Source organism: Amycolatopsis sp. NPDC114504 (assembly GCF_055633595.1).
Genome location: NZ_JBVKDU010000001.1, coordinates 2,383,954 through 2,400,641, shown reverse-complemented (window position 1 = coordinate 2,400,641; position 16,688 = coordinate 2,383,954). Strand labels below are relative to the sequence as shown.

Below are 16,688 nucleotides of genomic sequence, written 5' to 3'. Positions count from 1 at the left end.
ACTTGTGACATGCTGGCCGGCATGGACGTCAACCGGGTCGCGGTGGTGCTCGCGGACCACGTTTCGCCGTTCGAGCTGGGGGTCGCGTGCGAGGTCTTCGGCACCGACCGCAGCGCCGACGGCATCGAGGGCTGGGAGTTCGGGGTCTGCTCGCCCACGGGGGCGCCGGTGGCCAGCTGGTCGGGGTTCGGGCTGACCGGGCTTCGCGGCCTGGACTTCGCGGCGTCGGCCGAGCTGCTGATCGTGCCGACGTGCGCGCCCCGGACGGAACCGCCGCCCGCGCCGGTGCTGGACGTCCTGCGCGACGCGGCGGTGCGGGGCGCGTGGGTCGCGGGGTTCTGCGCGGGCGTGTTCACGCTGGGCTACGCGGGCCTGCTCGACGGCCGTCGCTGCACGGTCCACTGGGTGTACGAGGCGGAGTTCCGCGCCCGCTTCCCGACGGCGTCGGTGGACACGCAGGCGCTGTACGCCGACGACGGCGGGATCCTGACGAGCGCGGGCACGGTCGCGGCGGTCGACCTGTGCTTGCACCTCGTCCGGCGGCTGCGCGGCGTCACGGCGGCGACGACGCTGGCCCGCCGGATGGTGGCGGCGCCGTTCCGGGCGGGCGGGCAGGCGCAGTTCGTCCAGGCGCCGGTGCCGTCCGTGCCGGACGACTCGGTGGTGGCGGAGTCCCTGGAGTGGGTCGAGCGGCGGCTGGACCAGCCGTTCACGGTGGCCGAGCTGGCCCGGCGCAGCGGCCTGGGCGAGCGGACGTTCCTGCGGCGGTTTTCGGCGGCCACGGGCACGACACCGCACCGCTGGCTGACCGAGCGGCGCCTGGACCGCGCTCAGGCGCTCCTGGAGGAGGGCCGCCTGTCGGTGGAGGACATCGCGACGGCCTGCGGGTACGCGTCGGCGGCGGCGCTGCGCCACCAGTTCAGCCGGCTGCGGGGGACGAGCCCGACGTCGTACCGGACGGCCTTCCGCGGCTGAGCGCGCTCAGGCGAACGCGATCCAGCGGTCCAGGACCGCCGCGGCGGCTCCGGAGTCGATGGCCTCGGCCGCCCGCGTCAGTCCGCTGCGCAGATCGTCCTCGAGGGACCCCGAGAAGCCCGTGAACGCCGCCAGTGCCGCGGCCGCGTTGATCAGCACCGCGTCGCGGACCGGGCCGGGCTTGCCGCCCACCAGCTCGCGGACCACCTCGGCGTTCGCCGCCGCGTCGCCGCCGCGCAGGTCGGCCGCCGTGGCACGGGGGATGCCCACCGAAGCCGGGTCGAACGACGTCCGGGTCACCATTCCGTCCGAGACCACCCACACCGACGAGGTGGTCGTCGTCGTGATCTCGTCCAGGCCGTCGTCGCCGCGGACGACCAGGGCGCGCGTCCCCCGCCGGGCGAACACCTCGGCCAGCACGTGCGTCTTGTCCTCGTACGCGCAGCCGATCAGCGCGCTGCCCGGCTGGGCCGGGTTGGTCAGCGGGCCGAGCAGGTTGAACGTCGTCGGGATGCCGAGCTCGCCGCGGACCGGGCCCGCGTGCCGCAGCGCCGGGTGGAACGCCGACGCCAGGAAGAACCCCACACCGACCTCGGTGAGGCTGCGCCGGACGTCCTCCGGCGGCAGCGAAATCGTGACGCCGAGCGCCTCCAGCACGTCCGCCGCGCCGGACTTCGACGACGCGCTGCGGTTGCCGTGCTTGGCCACCGGGGCGCCGGCCGCCGCTGTGACGATCGTCGCCATCGTCGAGATGTTCACCGAGTTCGAGCCGTCGCCGCCGGTGCCGACGATGTCGACCGCCGGGCGGTCCAGCTCGACCCGCTTGGCGTGCGCCAGCATCGTCGCCGCCATGCCCGCGATCTCCGACGGCGTCTCGCCCTTGGCGCGCAGCGCCACCGCGAACCCGGCGATCCGGGCCGGGCTCGCCGCGCCGCTCATGATCTGGTCCATCGCCCACGCCGTGTCCTCTTCGGACAGGTCGACGCGGGCGACGAGCTGCTTGAGCAACGGCGGCCAGGTGCGGGGGACCGGGGTGGTCACCGGGCTCAACCGTTCACGACGGGGACCCGTCGCGCGCGCAGCACGTCGGCGACGGTCTCCGCGGCGGTCAACGGGTCCAGCGGGTGCACCAGCACGGCGTCCGCCTGCGACCACGTCGCCAGCCACCGGTCGTCCTTGCGCCGCACCGCGACCACGATCGGGGGACATTCGGCGATCTCGCTCTTCAGCTGACGGCAGAGGCCGATGCCGCCGGTCGGCTGCGCTTCGCCGTCGAGGATCGCCAGGTCGACGTTGCCGGCGTCCACCTCGGACAGCACGTCGGCGATCCCGTCCGCCTCGACGTACTCCACGCGGCCCAGGTCGGCGGCGGGCCGACGGCCGACCGCGTTCACGATCGCCTCGCGCACCTCCGCCTTGTGGCTGAACACCAGGACCCGCATCGACCGCTCGCCCATTGAGCCCGCCTCACTCTCGTCACCACACGTCCGGGCCCGATCGTATCGGCCGAGACCGACATCACGCGGGCGCCTCCGGCTGGAGCGCGTCCCAGCCCGGCGCGTCGCCCCCGAGCCGCTGCGCCAGACCGGCCATCCGGGACCGTTCCTGGGCGCAGTGCAGGGCGTCGAGCACCTGGACGCGGACGGCGTGCGCCAGGGTCAGGTCACCCGAAATCCCCTGTTCCCGCAGGTCGTAGCCGTCCTGGGCGAGGATCGACGCCGCTTCGGCGAGCCGGTCCGGCGGGAGGAGCAGGTGGTGCCGCAGGACGGCCGGTGCCGTGCTGACCCAGGCGGGTGAACCGGCGAGCACGGCCGAGTCGGCGACGGCCGGGTCGAAGGCCTCGGCGACGATCTTCAACCCGGGCGTATCAGGCGTCAGACCGGCGCTTTCGCGCTTCTTGACCAGGTCACGCAGCCGTCCGAGTAAACCCATGAGTAGCCCTCACCTTCCCGGGCTCCCAGTGTGATCGGGTCCGCACGCGACTTGCCGTGGACCCACCCGGCGGGACGGCGGTGCGGGAGGACATAATGCGGGACGTGACAACGGCAGCTCCCACCATCAGTCAGCGGGTTCACTCGCTGAACCGGCCGAACATGGTCAGTGTCGGCACCATCGTGTGGCTGTCCAGCGAACTGATGTTCTTCGCCGGACTCTTCGCGATGTTCTTCACCGTCAAGGCGCAGAACTCGACCGGCGCGTGGCCACCACCGCTGCACGACGAGCCGTTCCACCTCAACGTGGCGTACGCGATCCCGTTCACGGTGATCCTCGTGCTGTCCTCGCTGACTTGCCAGTTCGGCGTGTTCGCCGCCGAGCGCGGCGACGTCTACGGACTCCGCCGCTGGTACATCATCACGTTGATCATGGGCGCGATCTTCGTCGGCGGCCAGGCCAACGAGTACCACAACCTCGTCGAAGAGGGGATGACGATCCCGTCCGGCCCGTTCGGCACGGTCTTCTACCTCGCGACCGGGTTCCACGGCCTGCACGTCATCGGCGGGCTCATCGCCTTCGTGTACCTGCTCATCCGCACGAAACTGAGCAAGTTCACGCCCGCCCAGGCCACGTCGGCGATCGTCGTGTCCTACTACTGGCACTTCGTCGACATCGTGTGGGTCGGCCTCTTCGGTGTGATCTACCTCCTTCCGTAGGTCCCACCCAGCCGCCACCACCTTCACCATCGGCCTGAACTGACAGCAAGGGTTGCCGCAAGATGACCACCAGCACCAAATCGTCGGAGCGCCGCTACCGCGCGCGGTCGAAGCTGCGGAGGCGGTTCGCCGGCCTGCTCGCGCTCGGTATCGCGCTGGTGGGCGCCGGCGCTCTGTACGCCGTGTTCGCCCCCGAGCCGCAGACCGCGCAGGCCCAGGGCACCCCGGCGCAGCTGCGCCTCGGCGAGCAGGTCTACAACAACACCTGCATCGCGTGCCACGGCGCGAACCTCGAGGGCGTGCAGGACCGCGGGCCGAGCCTGATCGGCATCGGCGACGCCGCGGTGTACTTCCAGACTTCTTCGGGCCGCATGCCCGCCTCGCGCCAGGAGGCGCAGGTCGAGCGCAAGCCGCCGAAGCTGAGCGAGGCCGAGATCGACGCGGTCGGCGCCTACATCCAGGCGCACGGCGGCGGCGCCCAGCGTCCCGCCGAGAAGGGCGATGCCCTGCGCGGCTCCGACCCGGCCCGCGGTGGCGAGCTGTTCCGCCTCAACTGCGCTTCGTGCCACAACTTCACCGGCCGCGGCGGCGCGCTGTCCGCCGGCAAGTACGCGCCGAACCTGGACCCGGCCAGCGAAGAGCAGATCTACACGGCCATGCTCACCGGGCCGCAGAACATGCCGAAGTTCTCCGACCGGCAGCTGTCGCCGGAGGAGAAGAAGGACATCGTCGCCTACGTGAAGTCGGTGTCCGACGGCAACAACAACCCGGGTGGTAACGGCCTCGGCGGGGTCGGCCCCGCATCCGAGGGCGTGATCGCCTTCATCGTCGGGATCGCCGCGCTGATCGGCGCGACGTTGTGGATTGGATCGAAGGCATGAGTGCCGAGGGGCCTAAGCCGCCGACGGAGGCGGAGCTGGCGGAGATGGACCGGGACCAGCTGGTCAAGCTGGGCGGCGCGCTCGACGGCGTCGAGCTCGTCGAGTACCCGACCCCGTGGCCCGTGGAGGGCACGCGCGCGGAGAAGCGGGCCGAGCGCCTGGTGGCGTTCTGGTTCGGACTGTCCGCACTGGCCGGGATCGGGTTCGTCGTCTCGCTCATCTGGTGGCCGTGGCAGTACGAGGCGCCGGACAACGAGAGCGGCCACTTCTGGTACAGCCTCTACACCCCGATGCTCGGTCTCACGCTCGGCCTGGCCATCCTCGGCCTCGGCATCGGCGTGATCCTGTACACGAAGAAGTTCGTGCCCGCCGAGGTCGCGGTGCAGGAGCGCCACGACGGCGACGGGAAGGGGTCGGCCGAGGTCGACCGCCAGACGATCCTCGCGCACCTGGCCGACGCCGGGAGCCGCAGCACCATCGCCCGCCGGTCGCTGGTCAAGCGCTCGGCGATCGCCGGTGCCGGCGCGCTGGGCCTCGCGGCCGCGGCGCTGCCGCTCGCGTCCTTCATCAAGGACCCGTGGAAGGACACCGACAACCGGGCGTCGCTCTGGCACACCGGCTGGCTGCCGAACTACCCCGGCGAGAAGGTCTACCTGCGCCGCGACACCGGCAAGCCCATCGAGGTCGAGCACGGCAAGGAGACCGAGGTTCCCCTGCTCAAGGCCGAGGACCTCGACGCCGGCGCGATGGAGACCGTGTTCCCGTTCCGCGAGTCCGAGCGGAACGACCAGGAGGCCCTGGCGGCCGCGCTGACCCGGATCGACAACCCGGTCATGCTCATCCGCCTGCGCCCGACCGACGCCGCCAAGGTGGTCAAGCGGGCCGGCCAGGAGGACTTCAACTTCGGCGACCTCTACGCGTACACGAAGATCTGCAGCCACGTCGGCTGCCCGACCTCCCTGTACGAGCAGCGGACCAACCGGATCCTGTGCCCGTGCCACCAGTCGCAGTTCGACGCCCTCCACTACGCCAAGCCGATTTTCGGCCCGGCGACCCGTCCGCTGGCCCAACTACCGATCACGGTGGACGAAGAGGGATACTTGATCGCGCGAGGCGACTTCATCGAGGCCATCGGTCCGGCCTTTTGGGAGCGTAAGTCATGAGTTCACTCACCACGCCGACCAAGGGGTCGAACCCGGTCGAGAAGGCTTTGGGCGAGGCCGCGGACAACGCGGACCAGCGGTACCACGCGGCCAAGGGCCTGCGGCACCAGCTGAACAAGGTGTTCCCGACCCACTGGTCGTTCCTGCTGGGCGAGATCGCGCTCTACAGCTTCATCATCCTGCTGCTCACCGGCGTGTACCTGACGCTGTTCTTCGACCCCTCCATGAAGGAGGTCGTCTACCAGGGCAGCTTCAAGAACATGCAGGGCCTGGAGATGTCGCGGGCCTTCGCGACCACGCTGGACCTGTCGTTCGACGTGCGCGGTGGCCTGTTCATGCGGCAGCTGCACCACTGGGCCGCGCTGATCTTCGTGGCGGCGATGGCCGTGCACATGCTGCGCATCTTCTTCACCGGCGCGTTCCGGCGCCCGCGTGAGGCCAACTGGGTGATCGGCGGGCTGCTGCTGATCCTGGGCTGCTTCGAGGGCTTCTTCGGCTATTCGCTGCCGGACGACCTGCTCTCCGGTACCGGTATCCGCGCGACGCTCTCGGGCATCGTGCTCTCGGTGCCGGTGATGGGCACCTGGATCCACTGGGCGCTGTTCGGCGGCGAGTTCCCGGGCGATCAGATCATCCCGCGCCTGTACACGCTGCACATCCTGCTGCTGCCGGGCATCATGCTCGCCCTGGTCGGAGCGCATCTGGCGCTGGTCTGGTACCAGAAGCACACGCAGTTCCCGGGCGTGCGCCGCAAGGAGACCAACGTCGTCGGCGTCCGGATCATGCCGTACTTCGCGCTCAAGGGCGGGGCGTTCTTCACCCTGGTCGTGGGTGTGCTGGCGCTGATGTCGGGCCTGTTCCAGATCAACCCGGTGTGGAACTTCGGCCCGTACAACCCGGCGCAGGTGTCGGCGGGCTCGCAGCCCGACTGGTACATGGCCTGGGCCGACGGCATGCTCCGGATCTGGCCGGCGTGGGAGGTCTACCTCGGGAACTACACGATCCCGGCGGTGTTCTTCCCCGGCGCGATCGGCATGCCGGTCCTGATCGGCCTGCTGCTGGCCTACCCGTTCCTCGAGCGGAGGCTGTCCAAGGACACCGCGCACCACAACCTGCTCCAGCGGCCCCGTGACGCACCGGTCCGCACGGCGCTGGGCGCGATGGCGCTGGGCTTCTTCATGGTCATCGAGCTGTCGGGCTTCAACGACATCATCGCGGACAGCTTCGACATCTCGCTGAACGCGACGACGTGGGCGGGCCGCATCGGCGTGCTCATCGTGCCGCCGGTGGCCTACTACCTGACCTACCGGCTCTGCCTGGGCCTGCAGCGGGCCGACCGCGAGGTGCTGGAGCACGGCGTCGAGACGGGCATCATCAAGCGGCTGCCGCACGGTGAGTTCATCGAGATCCACCAGCCGCTCGGTGGCGTCGACAGCCACGGCCACGCGATCCCGCTCGAGTACCAGGGCGCCTCGGTGCCGAAGAAGATGAACAAGCTGGGCTCGGCCGGTCAGGCCGTCCCGGGCACGTTCTGGTCGCCGGACCCGGCCGAGGAGACCGTCGCGCTGCAGCGGGCCCACGGCAACGGGCACGGCAACGGCAACGGCAACGGGCATTCCGTCACCCAGGGCGAGCACGGCGAGATCGAGAGCGTCGAGACCGCCAAGGGCTCGGACCACTAGTTCTCCGCACACGACGAAGGCCACCTCCCGCGGGAGGTGGCCTTCGTCGTTGTCAGGCTTTGTCGCCACCGCGAAGCCGTGTGACGGTCTTCTGGGCCCGTGAGACGCGTGTCTCGGGCTTCTTGGCCTCCGCCACCCACTGGACGTATTCGCGCCGGTGTGAGGGCGGCAGGGCCTCGAACGCGGCCTTCGCGTCCGGCGCCCCGGCCAGGGCGTCGGACAGCTCTTCGGGGAGGTCGCTCAATCTTCGGCGCCGATCGCGAAGGCCTGCTCGGTGTCGGCGCGGGAGTACGACCGGAACGCGATGTGCGTGACGGTGTCGAGCACCCCCGGCACCTTCCCGATCCGGCCGGGGATGAGGTCGGCCAGCTCCTCGTGCGCGGACACCTGGACGGTGGCGATGAGGTCGACGTCCCCGGCGCACGAGTAGACCTCGCCGACGCCGTCGATGTCGGCGATCGCCTGCGCCGCGTCCGGGATCGCGTCCGCCTCAACCTGGATCAACACGATCGCGGTGATCACCTGGGTCCTCCAAGACTCGTCTGCGGGGGTCGCCCGCGATCCTAGGCCGCGCTGTGCGCCAGCCAATGGTCAGCCAGCGCGCGGTCACCGGTGATGGTGACGTCTGCGGCGGGCCGGCGCCGGGTGAGGACGAGCAGCAGGTCCTGGACGGGGCCGGCGAGGGTGACGTCCGCGGTGGCCGTCTCCCGGGCCCACCGGACGCCGCCGGGTTCGCGGGTGACCAGCCAGCCCGGGCCCTGTCCGGGCCGGAGCTGCAGGGTCTGGCCGGTGCCGCACAGCTCGGCGAAGTCCGGCCGGAGGCTCGCGGTGACCGGGTTGGACAGCATTTCCAGCCACTCGCTGATCGCGTCGGCCGCGAGGTCAGGGGCGATTTCGACGGTCGTTCCGGTGGCGAGCGCCGCGTCGGCGTGGTGGATCGTCGTGTCGTGGAGCATCCGGCGCAGCCAGAACCTCGCCGGTTGCGGACCGAAGAACGTCCAGACCGGCGTCTCACCCGCGTCGAGGACCGTCTTGGCGAGGTCGTCGGCGCCCTGGCGGAGCCAGTCGGCCCAGGCCGCGGGGGCGCCGGGGTCGGCGTCGACCGGGTCGGGGACCGGCGACGGCCCGGACCGGACGACGTCGGCGGACCAGCGGTGCGCCTGGCCGATGTGGCCGACGAGCACCCGCAGCGGCCAGTCCGGGCAGGTCGGGACGCGGGCGTCGGGGTCGGCGCCGGTGACGGTCTCCGCGAACGCGGCGGTGCGGGCGTGCAGTGCCTCGGCGAGGCTGGGGGTGTCCATGGCCGTACCGTAGGAATTCCACCCGGCTGGAGGTTCGACCGAAGGTGACCGAAGACACACTCGGGATCGGCGACCTCGCCCGGCGGACGGGGGTGCCCGTCCGCACGATCCGCTTCTACTGCGACGAGGGGCTGCTGGAGCCCGCCCGCAGCGTCGGCGGCCACCGCCGGTTCGACCGGGCGACGGTCGAGCGCCTGAACCTGGTCCGGCGGCTGCGCGGGCTAGGACTGGGGCTCCGGTCGATCACCGACGTCCTGACCGGCGCCCGGTCGCTGGACGAGGCGGTGGCTTGCGAGCGTGCGGCGCTGGATCGTGAGGTGGCGACGCTGGCGTGGCGGCGTTCGGTGCTGCGCGCGGTGGAGGAGTCGGCACCGGCCGACCGCGCGGCCCGGCTGGAGCTGCTGACGGCGGTAGGGGACGGGTTCGCGGCGCACGAGGCGCTGGTCCGCTTGTGGCACCCGATGACGACGGGCCCGATCCCCCCGGACACGGCACGCATGTTCCTGGACATCAGCGCACCGCGGCCGCCGGAGCAGCCGTCGACGGGGCAGGTGGTGGCGTATGCGTCCCTGGTGGTGCTGGCGGCCGACCGGACACTGGCCGCCCACGTCCGGGCGAGCACGCTGACCGGCCACGAGCGGGTGACGGACCTGGGTGAGCTGCACGCTTCGGTGGCGGAGGCGTGCTCGCTGGCGTTCCCGGCGGTGGCTTCGGGGGCGGCGCCGGAGCCGGGGGAGGCGTTGGACCGCTTCGTGGCGGCCCACGCGGCGGCGGTGGGGGCGGGGGACACGCCTTCGTTCCGCCGGGCGTTGAACCTCCGGACGGCGCCTGATCGGGATGCGCGGGTGCGGCGGTATTGGCAGTTGGCGGGAGAGGTCACGGGGGAGCCGGCGCCGATGGGGGTCACGCACACGTGGCTGCTGGACGCTCTGGACCGCTCGGTCGCCTGAGCGCGGTCGGTTCGTTTCGGCGGGCCTGCCGCTCGGTTCGCGTGGGTCGGGCTCGGCTCTTGCCTGGATCGCCACGGTGCCCTTCAGCCCGCCAAAGCCGACCGGCGACCCTCAGCCACAGGGCGGAGCCCGCCCCGCGCGCCGAGCCGGTTCTCCTCAGCCCACGTGCTCCAGGGAATGTGCCGTCGAGACCAGGTCCAGCCAGCCCAGCCAGCCCGCCACCGCGGCCGGCTCTGCCCACGGCCTCGTCGTCCGCACCAGCCGGACCCCCGGCCGGGCCAGCCAGCGCAGCAGCACCCCCACCTCCTCCGGTGGTGCGCCGCTCAACGGTCCCGGGTCGGGGAGCACCGTCTCCGCCGAAGCCACCAGGGCCTCCACCACCGGCATCGGTGGCACCCCGCGCCGGGCCACTCCCGCCGAGGCCAGGCGGCCGTAGCGGATCACCGACAGCTCCCAGCCTCCGTTGCCGTCCGGGGCCGCCGCGATCAGCTCCGCTATCGACGCCAGCGCCGTCTGGCGGTGGGCCCTTCCCAGTGCTCGGATCAGGCCCGCCAGCTCGTCGCGGTGGCGGGCCGCCTGCTCGTAGTGCCTGCCCTCCGCCAGCCGCTCCACCTGGGCCGCCGCCACGTGCAGGGGACGGCCATCCAGGCCCGCGATCAGCCCCGACACCGACTCCACCGCCGGGACGTACGCCTCCACGCTCTGCCGCCCCGCGCACGGCGCTCCGCAGCGCCCCAGCTCCGCCAGTACGCACGGGGTCCCGTTCGCCGTGCGGGGCGAGATCCGCTGGGTGCACGTCCGCAGCCCCGAGGCCCCGGCCAGCGTGTCCGCCGTCGCCTTCGCGTCCGCCTGGTTGCGGAACGGGCCCAGCACCCCCGGCCGCGGCAGCCGGACCACCGACAGCCGCGGGAACGCCTCCTCCGTCAGCCCGACCCACCAGCCCTGGTGCCGGTTCTTCGACCGCCGGTTGTACGCGGGCCGGTGCGCCGCGATCAGCCGCAGCTCGCGCACCTCCGCCTCCAGCGCGTGCGAGCACACCACGTGGTCGACGCGCTCGGCCAGGGCGACCATCTCGCGGATCCGGCTCCGGTTCTCCGAACCCGTGAAGTACGTCCGCACGCGCCGCCGCAGGTCCTTCGCCGTGCCGACGTACAGGACCTCCTCCTTCGGCCCCCGGAAGAGGTAGACGCCCGGCGCCGACGGCAGGTCCGCCGCCAGGTGCCGCTTCGCCCGCTGCGCCACCGTGACCTCGGGCAGGTACCCCATCAGCTCCTCGAGCGAATGGACGCCCAGGTTGCCGACGCGCTCCAGCAGCCCGTGCAGCACGTCGACCGTCGCGCGCGCGTCGTCGAGCGCGCGGTGCGTCGGCCGGGTCCGCGCGCCGAACAGCATGGCCAGCGCCGTCAGGTTGTACCGGCCCACCTCGTCGCGCGGCACCACCCGCCGGGCCAGCCGGACCGTGCAGACGACCGTCAGCTTCGGCCAGACGTACCCGTGGCCTTCGCACGCCGCGCGCATGTGGGACGTGTCGAACCCCGAGTTGTGCGCCACCAGCACCGAGCCGCCGATGAACTCCAGGAACGCCGGCAGCACCTCCTCGATCGGCGGGGCGTCGTAGACCATCGCCTGCGTGATGCCCGTCAGCGACACGATCTGCGGCGGGATCGCCATCCCGGGGTTCACCAGCGTCGCGAACTCGCCCAGCACCTCGCCCGAGCGGACCTTCACCGCGCCGACCTCGGTGATCCCCGACGGCCCCGGCGCGGCCCCGGTCGTTTCGAGGTCGAACACCACGAAAGTCGTGTCCCGCAAGGGAGTTCCGAGCTCGTCGAACGCGAGCTGGGCCTGGATCGAACTCATGTGCGGGACCTTAGAGGCGACCACCGACAATTTCGGGAGCGTCCCGAAGGGCACTGTCGGTTTCCGACCGTGCCCGGTCCGTGTGCCGCGCGGCGCGTGATGGGGGGCCGGGGCCTACCCTGGACCAATGCACCCGCAGCCGCTCGTGCCGGAGCAGCCCGAGGACCCCGCCGGTCCCTCGGGTGTCGCGTCGCGGCCGGAGCAGGTCGAGGGCCGGGCCGGCGACCCGGCCGAGGGGTCCGCCGACCAGGACGAGCGGCCCGATCCGGCCACCTGGCCGGCGCTGCCGGAGCCCGTCCGCGACCGGATCGCCGAGCTCTCGGCGGCCGCCGTCGCGAAGCTGCCCGCCACGGATGTGCCCCGCCACCTGCGGCCCGTCGCCAAGTTCGCCCCAGCCAAGCGGGCCAGGCTCGGCGGTGCCGCCCTGCTCGCCGCGCTCGGCGAGTCGGCCCAGTTCCGGACCGCCGTCATCGAATGGCTGCGCGAGCACCGCACCGACGCGCTCGACCCCAACGCCGCCGACTCGGTCGCCGCGGCGGCCGCCGCCGTGCTGCTCGGTGAGTCCGGTGCCGCCGGGCGCGTCCGGCTCGTCGCCAAGAACGCCGAGGAAAACGCCCTGCGCGCCGAACGCGACGCCGCGCTGGCCCGCAGCCAGCGCCTCGAAGCCGAGCTCATGCAAGTGCGCGTCGAGCTCGCCGAGGCCAAGAAGGCCGCCGAAAGCGTGCGAGGCGAGCGCGAGGGCGAAGTCGAGAAGCTCTTGAAGCGCCTTCGCGAGCAAGGCGTCCAGCTCCGTCAGGCCAAGGACGCGGCCGAAGCGGCGTCGGCGGAGACGGCGCGCGGGTCCGCCGCCCGCGTCGAGGAGATCGCCGCCCTGACCGCCCAGCTCGGGCGCGAACGCCAGCGCGTCGCCACCGAACGCGCCCGCGCCGAACGCGCGGTGGGCGACGCCGAAATCGCCCGCCAGTCCGCCCGCGAGGCCCGTGAGGCCGACGAAGTGCGGCTGGCGCTGCTCATCGACACCATCGACGGTGCGGTCACCGGCCTGCGCCGCGAGCTCGCCCTCGGCGCCCGCGGCGCGCGGCCCGCCGACATGGTCCGCGGCGCCAGCACCGGCTCCGGCCAGGGCGGCAAGATCGCCGACGTGTCCACGTTGGACCGCTACCTGGCGCTGCCGAACGTGCACCTGATCGTCGACGGCTACAACGTCACCAAGACCGGCTATCCCGAGCTCGCGCTGGCCGACCAGCGCGACCGGCTGATCCACCAGCTGTCCGCGCTGGCCGCGCGCACCTCGGCCGAGGTGACGGTCGTGTTCGACGGCGCGGGCGTGCTGTCGGTCCCGGCTTCGGTGCCCCGCGGGGTGCGGGTGCTGTTCTCCGACCGCGGGGTGCTCGCCGACGACGTGATCCGCAACCTGGTCGCGGCCGAGCCCGCGGGCCGGCCCATGGTCGTGGCGACGTCCGACCGCGCCGTGGCGGACTCCGTGCGGGGCGGCGGGGCGCACCCGACGCCGTCCGCGGTACTGGTCAGCCGCCTCTCGCGGGTCTGACCGACGGAAATTGTCGGTGGTGTCGCCTACCGTCCTCCTCAGCAAGTCCCGGTAGTCAGTCCCGGCGTGAGGAGGAGCACATGAACGACATCCCCGAGCTGTCCGAAGTGGACGTCTCGCACATTTCGGTTGCGGACATCGAAACCGTGGTGGTCGACTGCGACCGCTGTGTCGTCCGCGGCATTTCCTGCCACGACTGCGTCGTGAGCGTCCTGCTGGGCGCGCCACCCGCCGTCGTGTGGGACGCCGACGAGCGGCGGGCCCTCGACGCGTTCGCCGACGCGGGGATGATGCCCCGGCTGCGGCTGGTCGAAGGACCGCTCCCGCACACGGCCTGACGGGCCCGTTTCGTGTCGGCGCGCCGAGTGGTCGATCGGGTCAGGTGAACGGTAGGTAGCCGAATCGAGGTCGGAAGAAACCCCAGCGTGTAACGCCCATCACAACTTTTCTTCGATGCTGGTCCGATGGTGTTTAGCGGCACTACGGAGAGTTTTTGCCCCCCGGGTGGTGGACGCGGTGGCGGTCTTTTCGTAACCTGTCCGAGATCTCGTGGCCCCTGGCCGTCGATAAGGGCGGCGACACGGGATCGCCGCCGGACGCAGCTTTGTCGGGAAGCTGGGAACCGGAACCACCACCGCGTGCCGAAGTTGTTGCAGCAGAAGACGGCTCGCACGCGGTGTGGGACAGCGGCGAAGAGGAACACCCCCGACCTCTTCGTGCCCCGGTCCCCGTCGGCGGCCGAGACGCAAAGGAGACCCGCGCGACCGTGCAGTCGCATTCCCTCAGGCGCGTGGTTTCAGGTGCCCTCGCCGCGGCTTCGGTGATCACCCTCGTCACCGTGGCGCAGCCGTCGGCCACCGCCGCCCCCATCCCCGTCCTCCAGGCTCCCCCCACCGGTTCGGACGCCCTCGCCAAGTACCGCGACCTCGCGGCCCAGGCCGAGAAGCTCAACGAAGACCTGCTCAAGGCCCAGGACGACCTGAAGGCCAAGCAGGGTGAGCTCGACAAGGCCACCGCGGATGTCAACGCGGCGAAGGACCAGGCCGCTTCGGCGGCCGAGAACCAGAAGAAGTACCAGACCCAGGTCGACAAGTTCGCCGGCGCGTCGTTCACCAGCGGCGTCCAGCTGAACAAGCTGTCGGCACTGCTGGCCGGGACGTCCACTCAGGACTTCCTCGACCGCTCCTCGGCGCTGGAAGTCATCGCGACCGAGAAGAACGGCGCGATGGGCAACCTGACCGGCGCCGTCCAGCAGGCCACCGATGCCACGAACAAGGCTTCCGACGCGGCGAAGCGTGCGACAGACGCGCGTGACGCGGCGGCGAAGCTGACCGATGACATCCGGGGCAAGCAGAAGTCGCTGAACGACCAGATCGACCAGCTCAAGGCGGCCAACAAGAGCCTGAGCGCGGTCGACAAGGCCGCCCAGGGCGACAAGGGCGGCTCGCCCACCGGACTCAAGGCGCCCACCGCGGCCGCCCAGACCGCGCTGGACGCGGCGCTGGGCAAGCGGGGCAGCGCGTACGTCTGGGGCGCCACCGGGCCGAGCACGTTCGACTGCTCCGGCCTGATGCTGTGGGCCTACAAGCAGGCCGGCATCACGCTGCCGCGGTCGAGCCGCGAGCAGTCCACCTTCGGCGCCGCGGTGCCGAGGGACCAGCTCCAGCCGGGCGACCTCGTGTTCTACTACTCGCCCGTTTCGCACGTCGGCATGTACATCGGCGACGGCAAGATGGTCCACGCGCCCGACACCGGTGACGTCGTGAAGATCTCGCCGCTGCAGAGCCAGTACGCGGGAGCGCGACGCCCGACGTCGTGACCCCGGGCAGCTCGTGAAGGGGCGGTACCGCACACGCGGTGCCGCCCCTTCGTCGCGCTAGCCTCTGGGACGTGCTCAAGACCCTGCTCGTGACCAACGACTTCCCGCCCCGGCCCGGGGGGATCCAGAACTACCTGAACTCCCTCGCCACCCGGCTGCCGGCGGACGACCTGGTCGTCTACGCGCCGTCGTGGGAGTCGCGGACGGGGTCGCACGAGGAGTTCGACGCCGAGGCGCCGTTCGAGGTCGTCCGGCACCCGACGTCGCTGATGCTGCCGACGCCCGACGTCCTTCGCCGCGCGAAGCAGATCATGCGGGCGCGGGACTGCGAAGCCGTCTGGTTCGGTGCCGCCGCGCCGCTCGCGCTGCTGGGGCATTCGCTGCGCCAGGCCGGCGCGCGCCGCATCGTGGCGTCCACGCACGGCCACGAGGTCGGCTGGTCCATGCTGCCGGGCTCGCGGCAGGCCCTGCGGCGCATCGGCGACACCGCCGACGTCGTCACCTACGTCAGCCGCTACACCCGCGGCCGGTTCGCCGCCGCCTTCGGCGCGATGGCCGGGCTGGAGCTGCTGCCGTCCGGAGTGGACACCGAGCTGTACAAACCGGACCCCGCCGGCCGCGCGGAAATCCGCGCGCGGCACGGCCTGGCCGACCGCCCGACGATCGTCTGCGTGTCCCGGCTCGTCCCGCGCAAGGGCCAGGACCAGCTGATCCGCGCGCTGCCGAAGATCCGCGAGCGCGTGCCGGACGCGGCGCTGCTGATCGTCGGCGGCGGCCCGTACCGCAAGACGCTGACCGGGCTCGTCGCCGAACTGGGTCTCGGGCGCGACGTCGTGCTCACCGGGTCCGTGCCGTGGGCCGAGCTGCCCGCGCACTACGCCGCGGGCGACGTCTTCGCCATGCCGGCCCGCACCCGCGGGAAGGGCCTCGACGTCGAAGGGCTCGGCATCGTCTACCTGGAGGCCTCGGCGACCGGCCTGCCGGTGGTCGCGGGCAACTCCGGCGGCGCGCCCGAGACGGTGCTCGACGAGGTCACCGGGCACGTCGTCGAGGGCCGGGACGCCGGCCAGCTGGCCGACACCCTGTCCAGCCTGCTCGCGGACCCCGTGCGCGCCCGCCGGATGGGCCAGGCCGGGCGGGCCTGGGTGACCGAGAACTGGCGCTGGGACGCCATGGCCGGGCGGCTGTCGGGGCTGCTGGACGGCGACCCCGTCTCCGTCGTCCGCTAAGGCGTGCGCAGGGCCGGGTGCCGCGGATCGTCGACGCGCACGACGACGTCGGCGAGCGAGCCCGGATCGACTTCTTCTTCGTACCGCTCGTAGGCCGGGACCGCCCAGGCGTCCGGCACGCGGCGGCGCAGGGCGGCGGGGGAGAGCCACAGGTGCACGGCCAGGTCGAAGGCCAGGCCGGCGCCCAGCAGCAGTTCGCCGTCGAGGAGCACGACCCCGCCTTCGGGGACCGGCACGCGCTCGGCGCGGGTCGCGCGGTCGCGCTCGGCGTCCCACAGCGACGGCAGGACCTCGCCGGACCCGGTTTCCCCCAGCGGGTCGAGGACCTCGCGACGGAGGGCGCCGAGGTCGAGCCAGCCGGTGTAGCGCGCGTCGGGGTTGGTGCGGCCGTGCTCGAAGCGCAGGGACGCGGGCCGCAGGAAGTCGTGCGCCGAGACGCGCAGGGCCGCGCGGCCGCGCAGGCGCAGCGGGCCGGCCAGCGCGTCGGCGAGCTCTGTGGTTTCCGTCGCACCCGCCGCGCCGTCGACCGCGACCGCGATCCGTCGGCGCCCGGTGAGCGCGTCGATGCGTTCGGTCAGTTCTTCGGCCAGCACGGCGGGGGAAATCGGGCGGTAGCGCACAGGTGACG

At 72.2% G+C, this 16,688-nt stretch carries 18 protein-coding genes; 10 read left to right on the top strand and 8 right to left on the bottom strand.

What is annotated here, in order from left to right; translation table 11 throughout:
* Positions 1–21 precede the first annotated feature (21 nt).
* Entirely contained in the window at positions 22–975 is a 954-nt protein-coding gene (locus ACZ7PG_RS11310; protein WP_470239044.1) for a GlxA family transcriptional regulator, read from the top strand.
* Between the two features lie 6 nt (positions 976–981).
* On the opposite strand, the gene trpD is transcribed toward ACZ7PG_RS11310, so the two are convergent.
* The 3 genes from trpD to ACZ7PG_RS11295 all read right to left on the bottom strand — a co-directional run bounded on the left by trpD (position 982) and on the right by ACZ7PG_RS11295 (position 2,907).
* Positions 982–2,016 (bottom strand): anthranilate phosphoribosyltransferase, encoded by a 1,035-nt coding sequence (trpD, locus tag ACZ7PG_RS11305; protein WP_470238927.1) that lies wholly within the window; start codon positions 2,014–2,016, stop codon positions 982–984.
* 5 nt (positions 2,017–2,021) lie between these two features.
* Positions 2,022–2,432, bottom strand: coding sequence for a response regulator (locus ACZ7PG_RS11300; protein ID WP_470238926.1), 411 nt, complete (start codon positions 2,430–2,432; stop codon positions 2,022–2,024).
* A gap of 61 nt (positions 2,433–2,493) precedes the next feature.
* Positions 2,494–2,907 (bottom strand): hypothetical protein, encoded by a 414-nt coding sequence (locus ACZ7PG_RS11295; RefSeq protein WP_470238925.1) that lies wholly within the window; start codon positions 2,905–2,907, stop codon positions 2,494–2,496.
* 95 nt (positions 2,908–3,002) lie between these two features.
* Between ACZ7PG_RS11295 and ctaE the strand changes: the two genes are divergently transcribed.
* The 4 genes from ctaE to qcrB all read left to right on the top strand — a co-directional run bounded on the left by ctaE (position 3,003) and on the right by qcrB (position 7,352).
* The gene (gene ctaE, locus ACZ7PG_RS11290) at positions 3,003–3,626 is read left to right on the top strand and encodes an aa3-type cytochrome oxidase subunit III (protein WP_470238924.1); all 624 of its coding nucleotides are present in this window, start codon (positions 3,003–3,005) and stop codon (positions 3,624–3,626) included.
* 62 nt (positions 3,627–3,688) lie between these two features.
* The gene (qcrC, locus tag ACZ7PG_RS11285; RefSeq protein WP_470238923.1) at positions 3,689–4,507 is read left to right on the top strand and encodes a cytochrome bc1 complex diheme cytochrome c subunit; all 819 of its coding nucleotides are present in this window, start codon (positions 3,689–3,691) and stop codon (positions 4,505–4,507) included.
* Positions 4,504–5,670, top strand: a complete 1,167-nt coding sequence (gene qcrA / locus ACZ7PG_RS11280) for a cytochrome bc1 complex Rieske iron-sulfur subunit (protein WP_470238922.1) — start codon at positions 4,504–4,506, stop codon at positions 5,668–5,670. Before qcrC ends, qcrA begins: the two co-directional genes overlap by 4 nt.
* A complete protein-coding gene (gene qcrB / locus ACZ7PG_RS11275; RefSeq protein WP_470238921.1) occupies positions 5,667–7,352 on the top strand; it encodes a cytochrome bc1 complex cytochrome b subunit in 1,686 nt (561 codons plus the stop codon). Before qcrA ends, qcrB begins: the two co-directional genes overlap by 4 nt.
* 52 nt (positions 7,353–7,404) lie before the next feature.
* On the opposite strand, the gene ACZ7PG_RS11270 is transcribed toward qcrB, so the two are convergent.
* Genes ACZ7PG_RS11270 through ACZ7PG_RS11260 form a run of 3 tightly spaced genes read right to left on the bottom strand, consistent with a single transcriptional unit; the run spans position 7,405 to position 8,653 of the window.
* Positions 7,405–7,596, bottom strand: coding sequence for a YdeI/OmpD-associated family protein (locus tag ACZ7PG_RS11270; RefSeq protein ID WP_470238920.1), 192 nt, complete (start codon positions 7,594–7,596; stop codon positions 7,405–7,407).
* Positions 7,593–7,874, bottom strand: coding sequence for an Lrp/AsnC family transcriptional regulator (locus ACZ7PG_RS11265; protein WP_155541919.1), 282 nt, complete (start codon positions 7,872–7,874; stop codon positions 7,593–7,595). The genes ACZ7PG_RS11270 and ACZ7PG_RS11265 overlap by 4 nt, the downstream gene beginning before the upstream one ends.
* A 41-nt stretch (positions 7,875–7,915) precedes the next feature.
* Complete coding sequence (locus tag ACZ7PG_RS11260) at positions 7,916–8,653, bottom strand: maleylpyruvate isomerase family mycothiol-dependent enzyme (protein WP_470238919.1); 738 nt, start codon at positions 8,651–8,653, stop codon at positions 7,916–7,918.
* 44 nt (positions 8,654–8,697) lie between these two features.
* Here ACZ7PG_RS11260 and ACZ7PG_RS11255 point away from each other — a divergent pair, with 44 nt between their 5' ends.
* Entirely contained in the window at positions 8,698–9,603 is a 906-nt protein-coding gene (locus tag ACZ7PG_RS11255) for a MerR family transcriptional regulator (protein ID WP_470238918.1), read from the top strand.
* Between the two features lie 156 nt (positions 9,604–9,759).
* On the opposite strand, the gene ACZ7PG_RS11250 is transcribed toward ACZ7PG_RS11255, so the two are convergent.
* The gene (locus tag ACZ7PG_RS11250; protein ID WP_470238917.1) at positions 9,760–11,463 is read right to left on the bottom strand and encodes a DEDD exonuclease domain-containing protein; all 1,704 of its coding nucleotides are present in this window, start codon (positions 11,461–11,463) and stop codon (positions 9,760–9,762) included.
* Between the two features lie 127 nt (positions 11,464–11,590).
* Between ACZ7PG_RS11250 and ACZ7PG_RS11245 the strand changes: the two genes are divergently transcribed.
* The 4 genes from ACZ7PG_RS11245 (at position 11,591) to ACZ7PG_RS11230 (ending at position 16,060) form a co-directional block, all read left to right on the top strand.
* A complete protein-coding gene (locus ACZ7PG_RS11245; RefSeq protein WP_470238916.1) occupies positions 11,591–13,012 on the top strand; it encodes an NYN domain-containing protein in 1,422 nt (473 codons plus the stop codon).
* An 80-nt stretch (positions 13,013–13,092) separates the two neighbouring features.
* Complete coding sequence (locus tag ACZ7PG_RS11240) at positions 13,093–13,350, top strand: hypothetical protein (protein WP_470238915.1); 258 nt, start codon at positions 13,093–13,095, stop codon at positions 13,348–13,350.
* Positions 13,351–13,778: 428 nt separating this feature from the next.
* Positions 13,779–14,831, top strand: a complete 1,053-nt coding sequence (locus tag ACZ7PG_RS11235; protein ID WP_470238914.1) for a C40 family peptidase — start codon at positions 13,779–13,781, stop codon at positions 14,829–14,831.
* A 71-nt stretch (positions 14,832–14,902) separates the two neighbouring features.
* A complete protein-coding gene (locus ACZ7PG_RS11230) occupies positions 14,903–16,060 on the top strand; it encodes a glycosyltransferase family 4 protein (RefSeq protein WP_470238913.1) in 1,158 nt (385 codons plus the stop codon).
* On the opposite strand, the gene ACZ7PG_RS11225 is transcribed toward ACZ7PG_RS11230, so the two are convergent.
* Positions 16,057–16,680, bottom strand: a complete 624-nt coding sequence (locus ACZ7PG_RS11225) for a nucleoside/nucleotide kinase family protein (RefSeq protein WP_470238912.1) — start codon at positions 16,678–16,680, stop codon at positions 16,057–16,059. The two genes, ACZ7PG_RS11230 and ACZ7PG_RS11225, sit on opposite strands and share 4 nt — an antisense overlap.
* Between the last annotated feature and the right edge of the window lie 8 nt (positions 16,681–16,688).

Excerpts from the sequence above, each read along its gene's own strand:
- ACZ7PG_RS11310 (WP_470239044.1), top strand. The coding sequence starts at position 22 with ATGGACGTCAACCGGGTCGCGGTGGTGCTCGCGGACCACGTTTCGCCG.
- ACZ7PG_RS11300 (WP_470238926.1), bottom strand. The coding sequence starts at position 2,432 with ATGGGCGAGCGGTCGATGCGGGTCCTGGTGTTCAGCCACAAGGCGGAG.
- ACZ7PG_RS11295 (WP_470238925.1), bottom strand. The coding sequence starts at position 2,907 with ATGGGTTTACTCGGACGGCTGCGTGACCTGGTCAAGAAGCGCGAAAGC.
- ctaE (WP_470238924.1), top strand. The coding sequence starts at position 3,003 with ATGCGGGACGTGACAACGGCAGCTCCCACCATCAGTCAGCGGGTTCAC.
- qcrC (WP_470238923.1), top strand. The coding sequence starts at position 3,689 with ATGACCACCAGCACCAAATCGTCGGAGCGCCGCTACCGCGCGCGGTCG.
- qcrA (WP_470238922.1), top strand. The coding sequence starts at position 4,504 with ATGAGTGCCGAGGGGCCTAAGCCGCCGACGGAGGCGGAGCTGGCGGAG.
- qcrB (WP_470238921.1), top strand. The coding sequence starts at position 5,667 with ATGAGTTCACTCACCACGCCGACCAAGGGGTCGAACCCGGTCGAGAAG.
- ACZ7PG_RS11260 (WP_470238919.1), bottom strand. The coding sequence starts at position 8,653 with ATGGACACCCCCAGCCTCGCCGAGGCACTGCACGCCCGCACCGCCGCG.
- ACZ7PG_RS11250 (WP_470238917.1), bottom strand. The coding sequence starts at position 11,463 with ATGAGTTCGATCCAGGCCCAGCTCGCGTTCGACGAGCTCGGAACTCCC.
- ACZ7PG_RS11245 (WP_470238916.1), top strand. The coding sequence starts at position 11,591 with ATGCACCCGCAGCCGCTCGTGCCGGAGCAGCCCGAGGACCCCGCCGGT.
- ACZ7PG_RS11240 (WP_470238915.1), top strand. The coding sequence starts at position 13,093 with ATGAACGACATCCCCGAGCTGTCCGAAGTGGACGTCTCGCACATTTCG.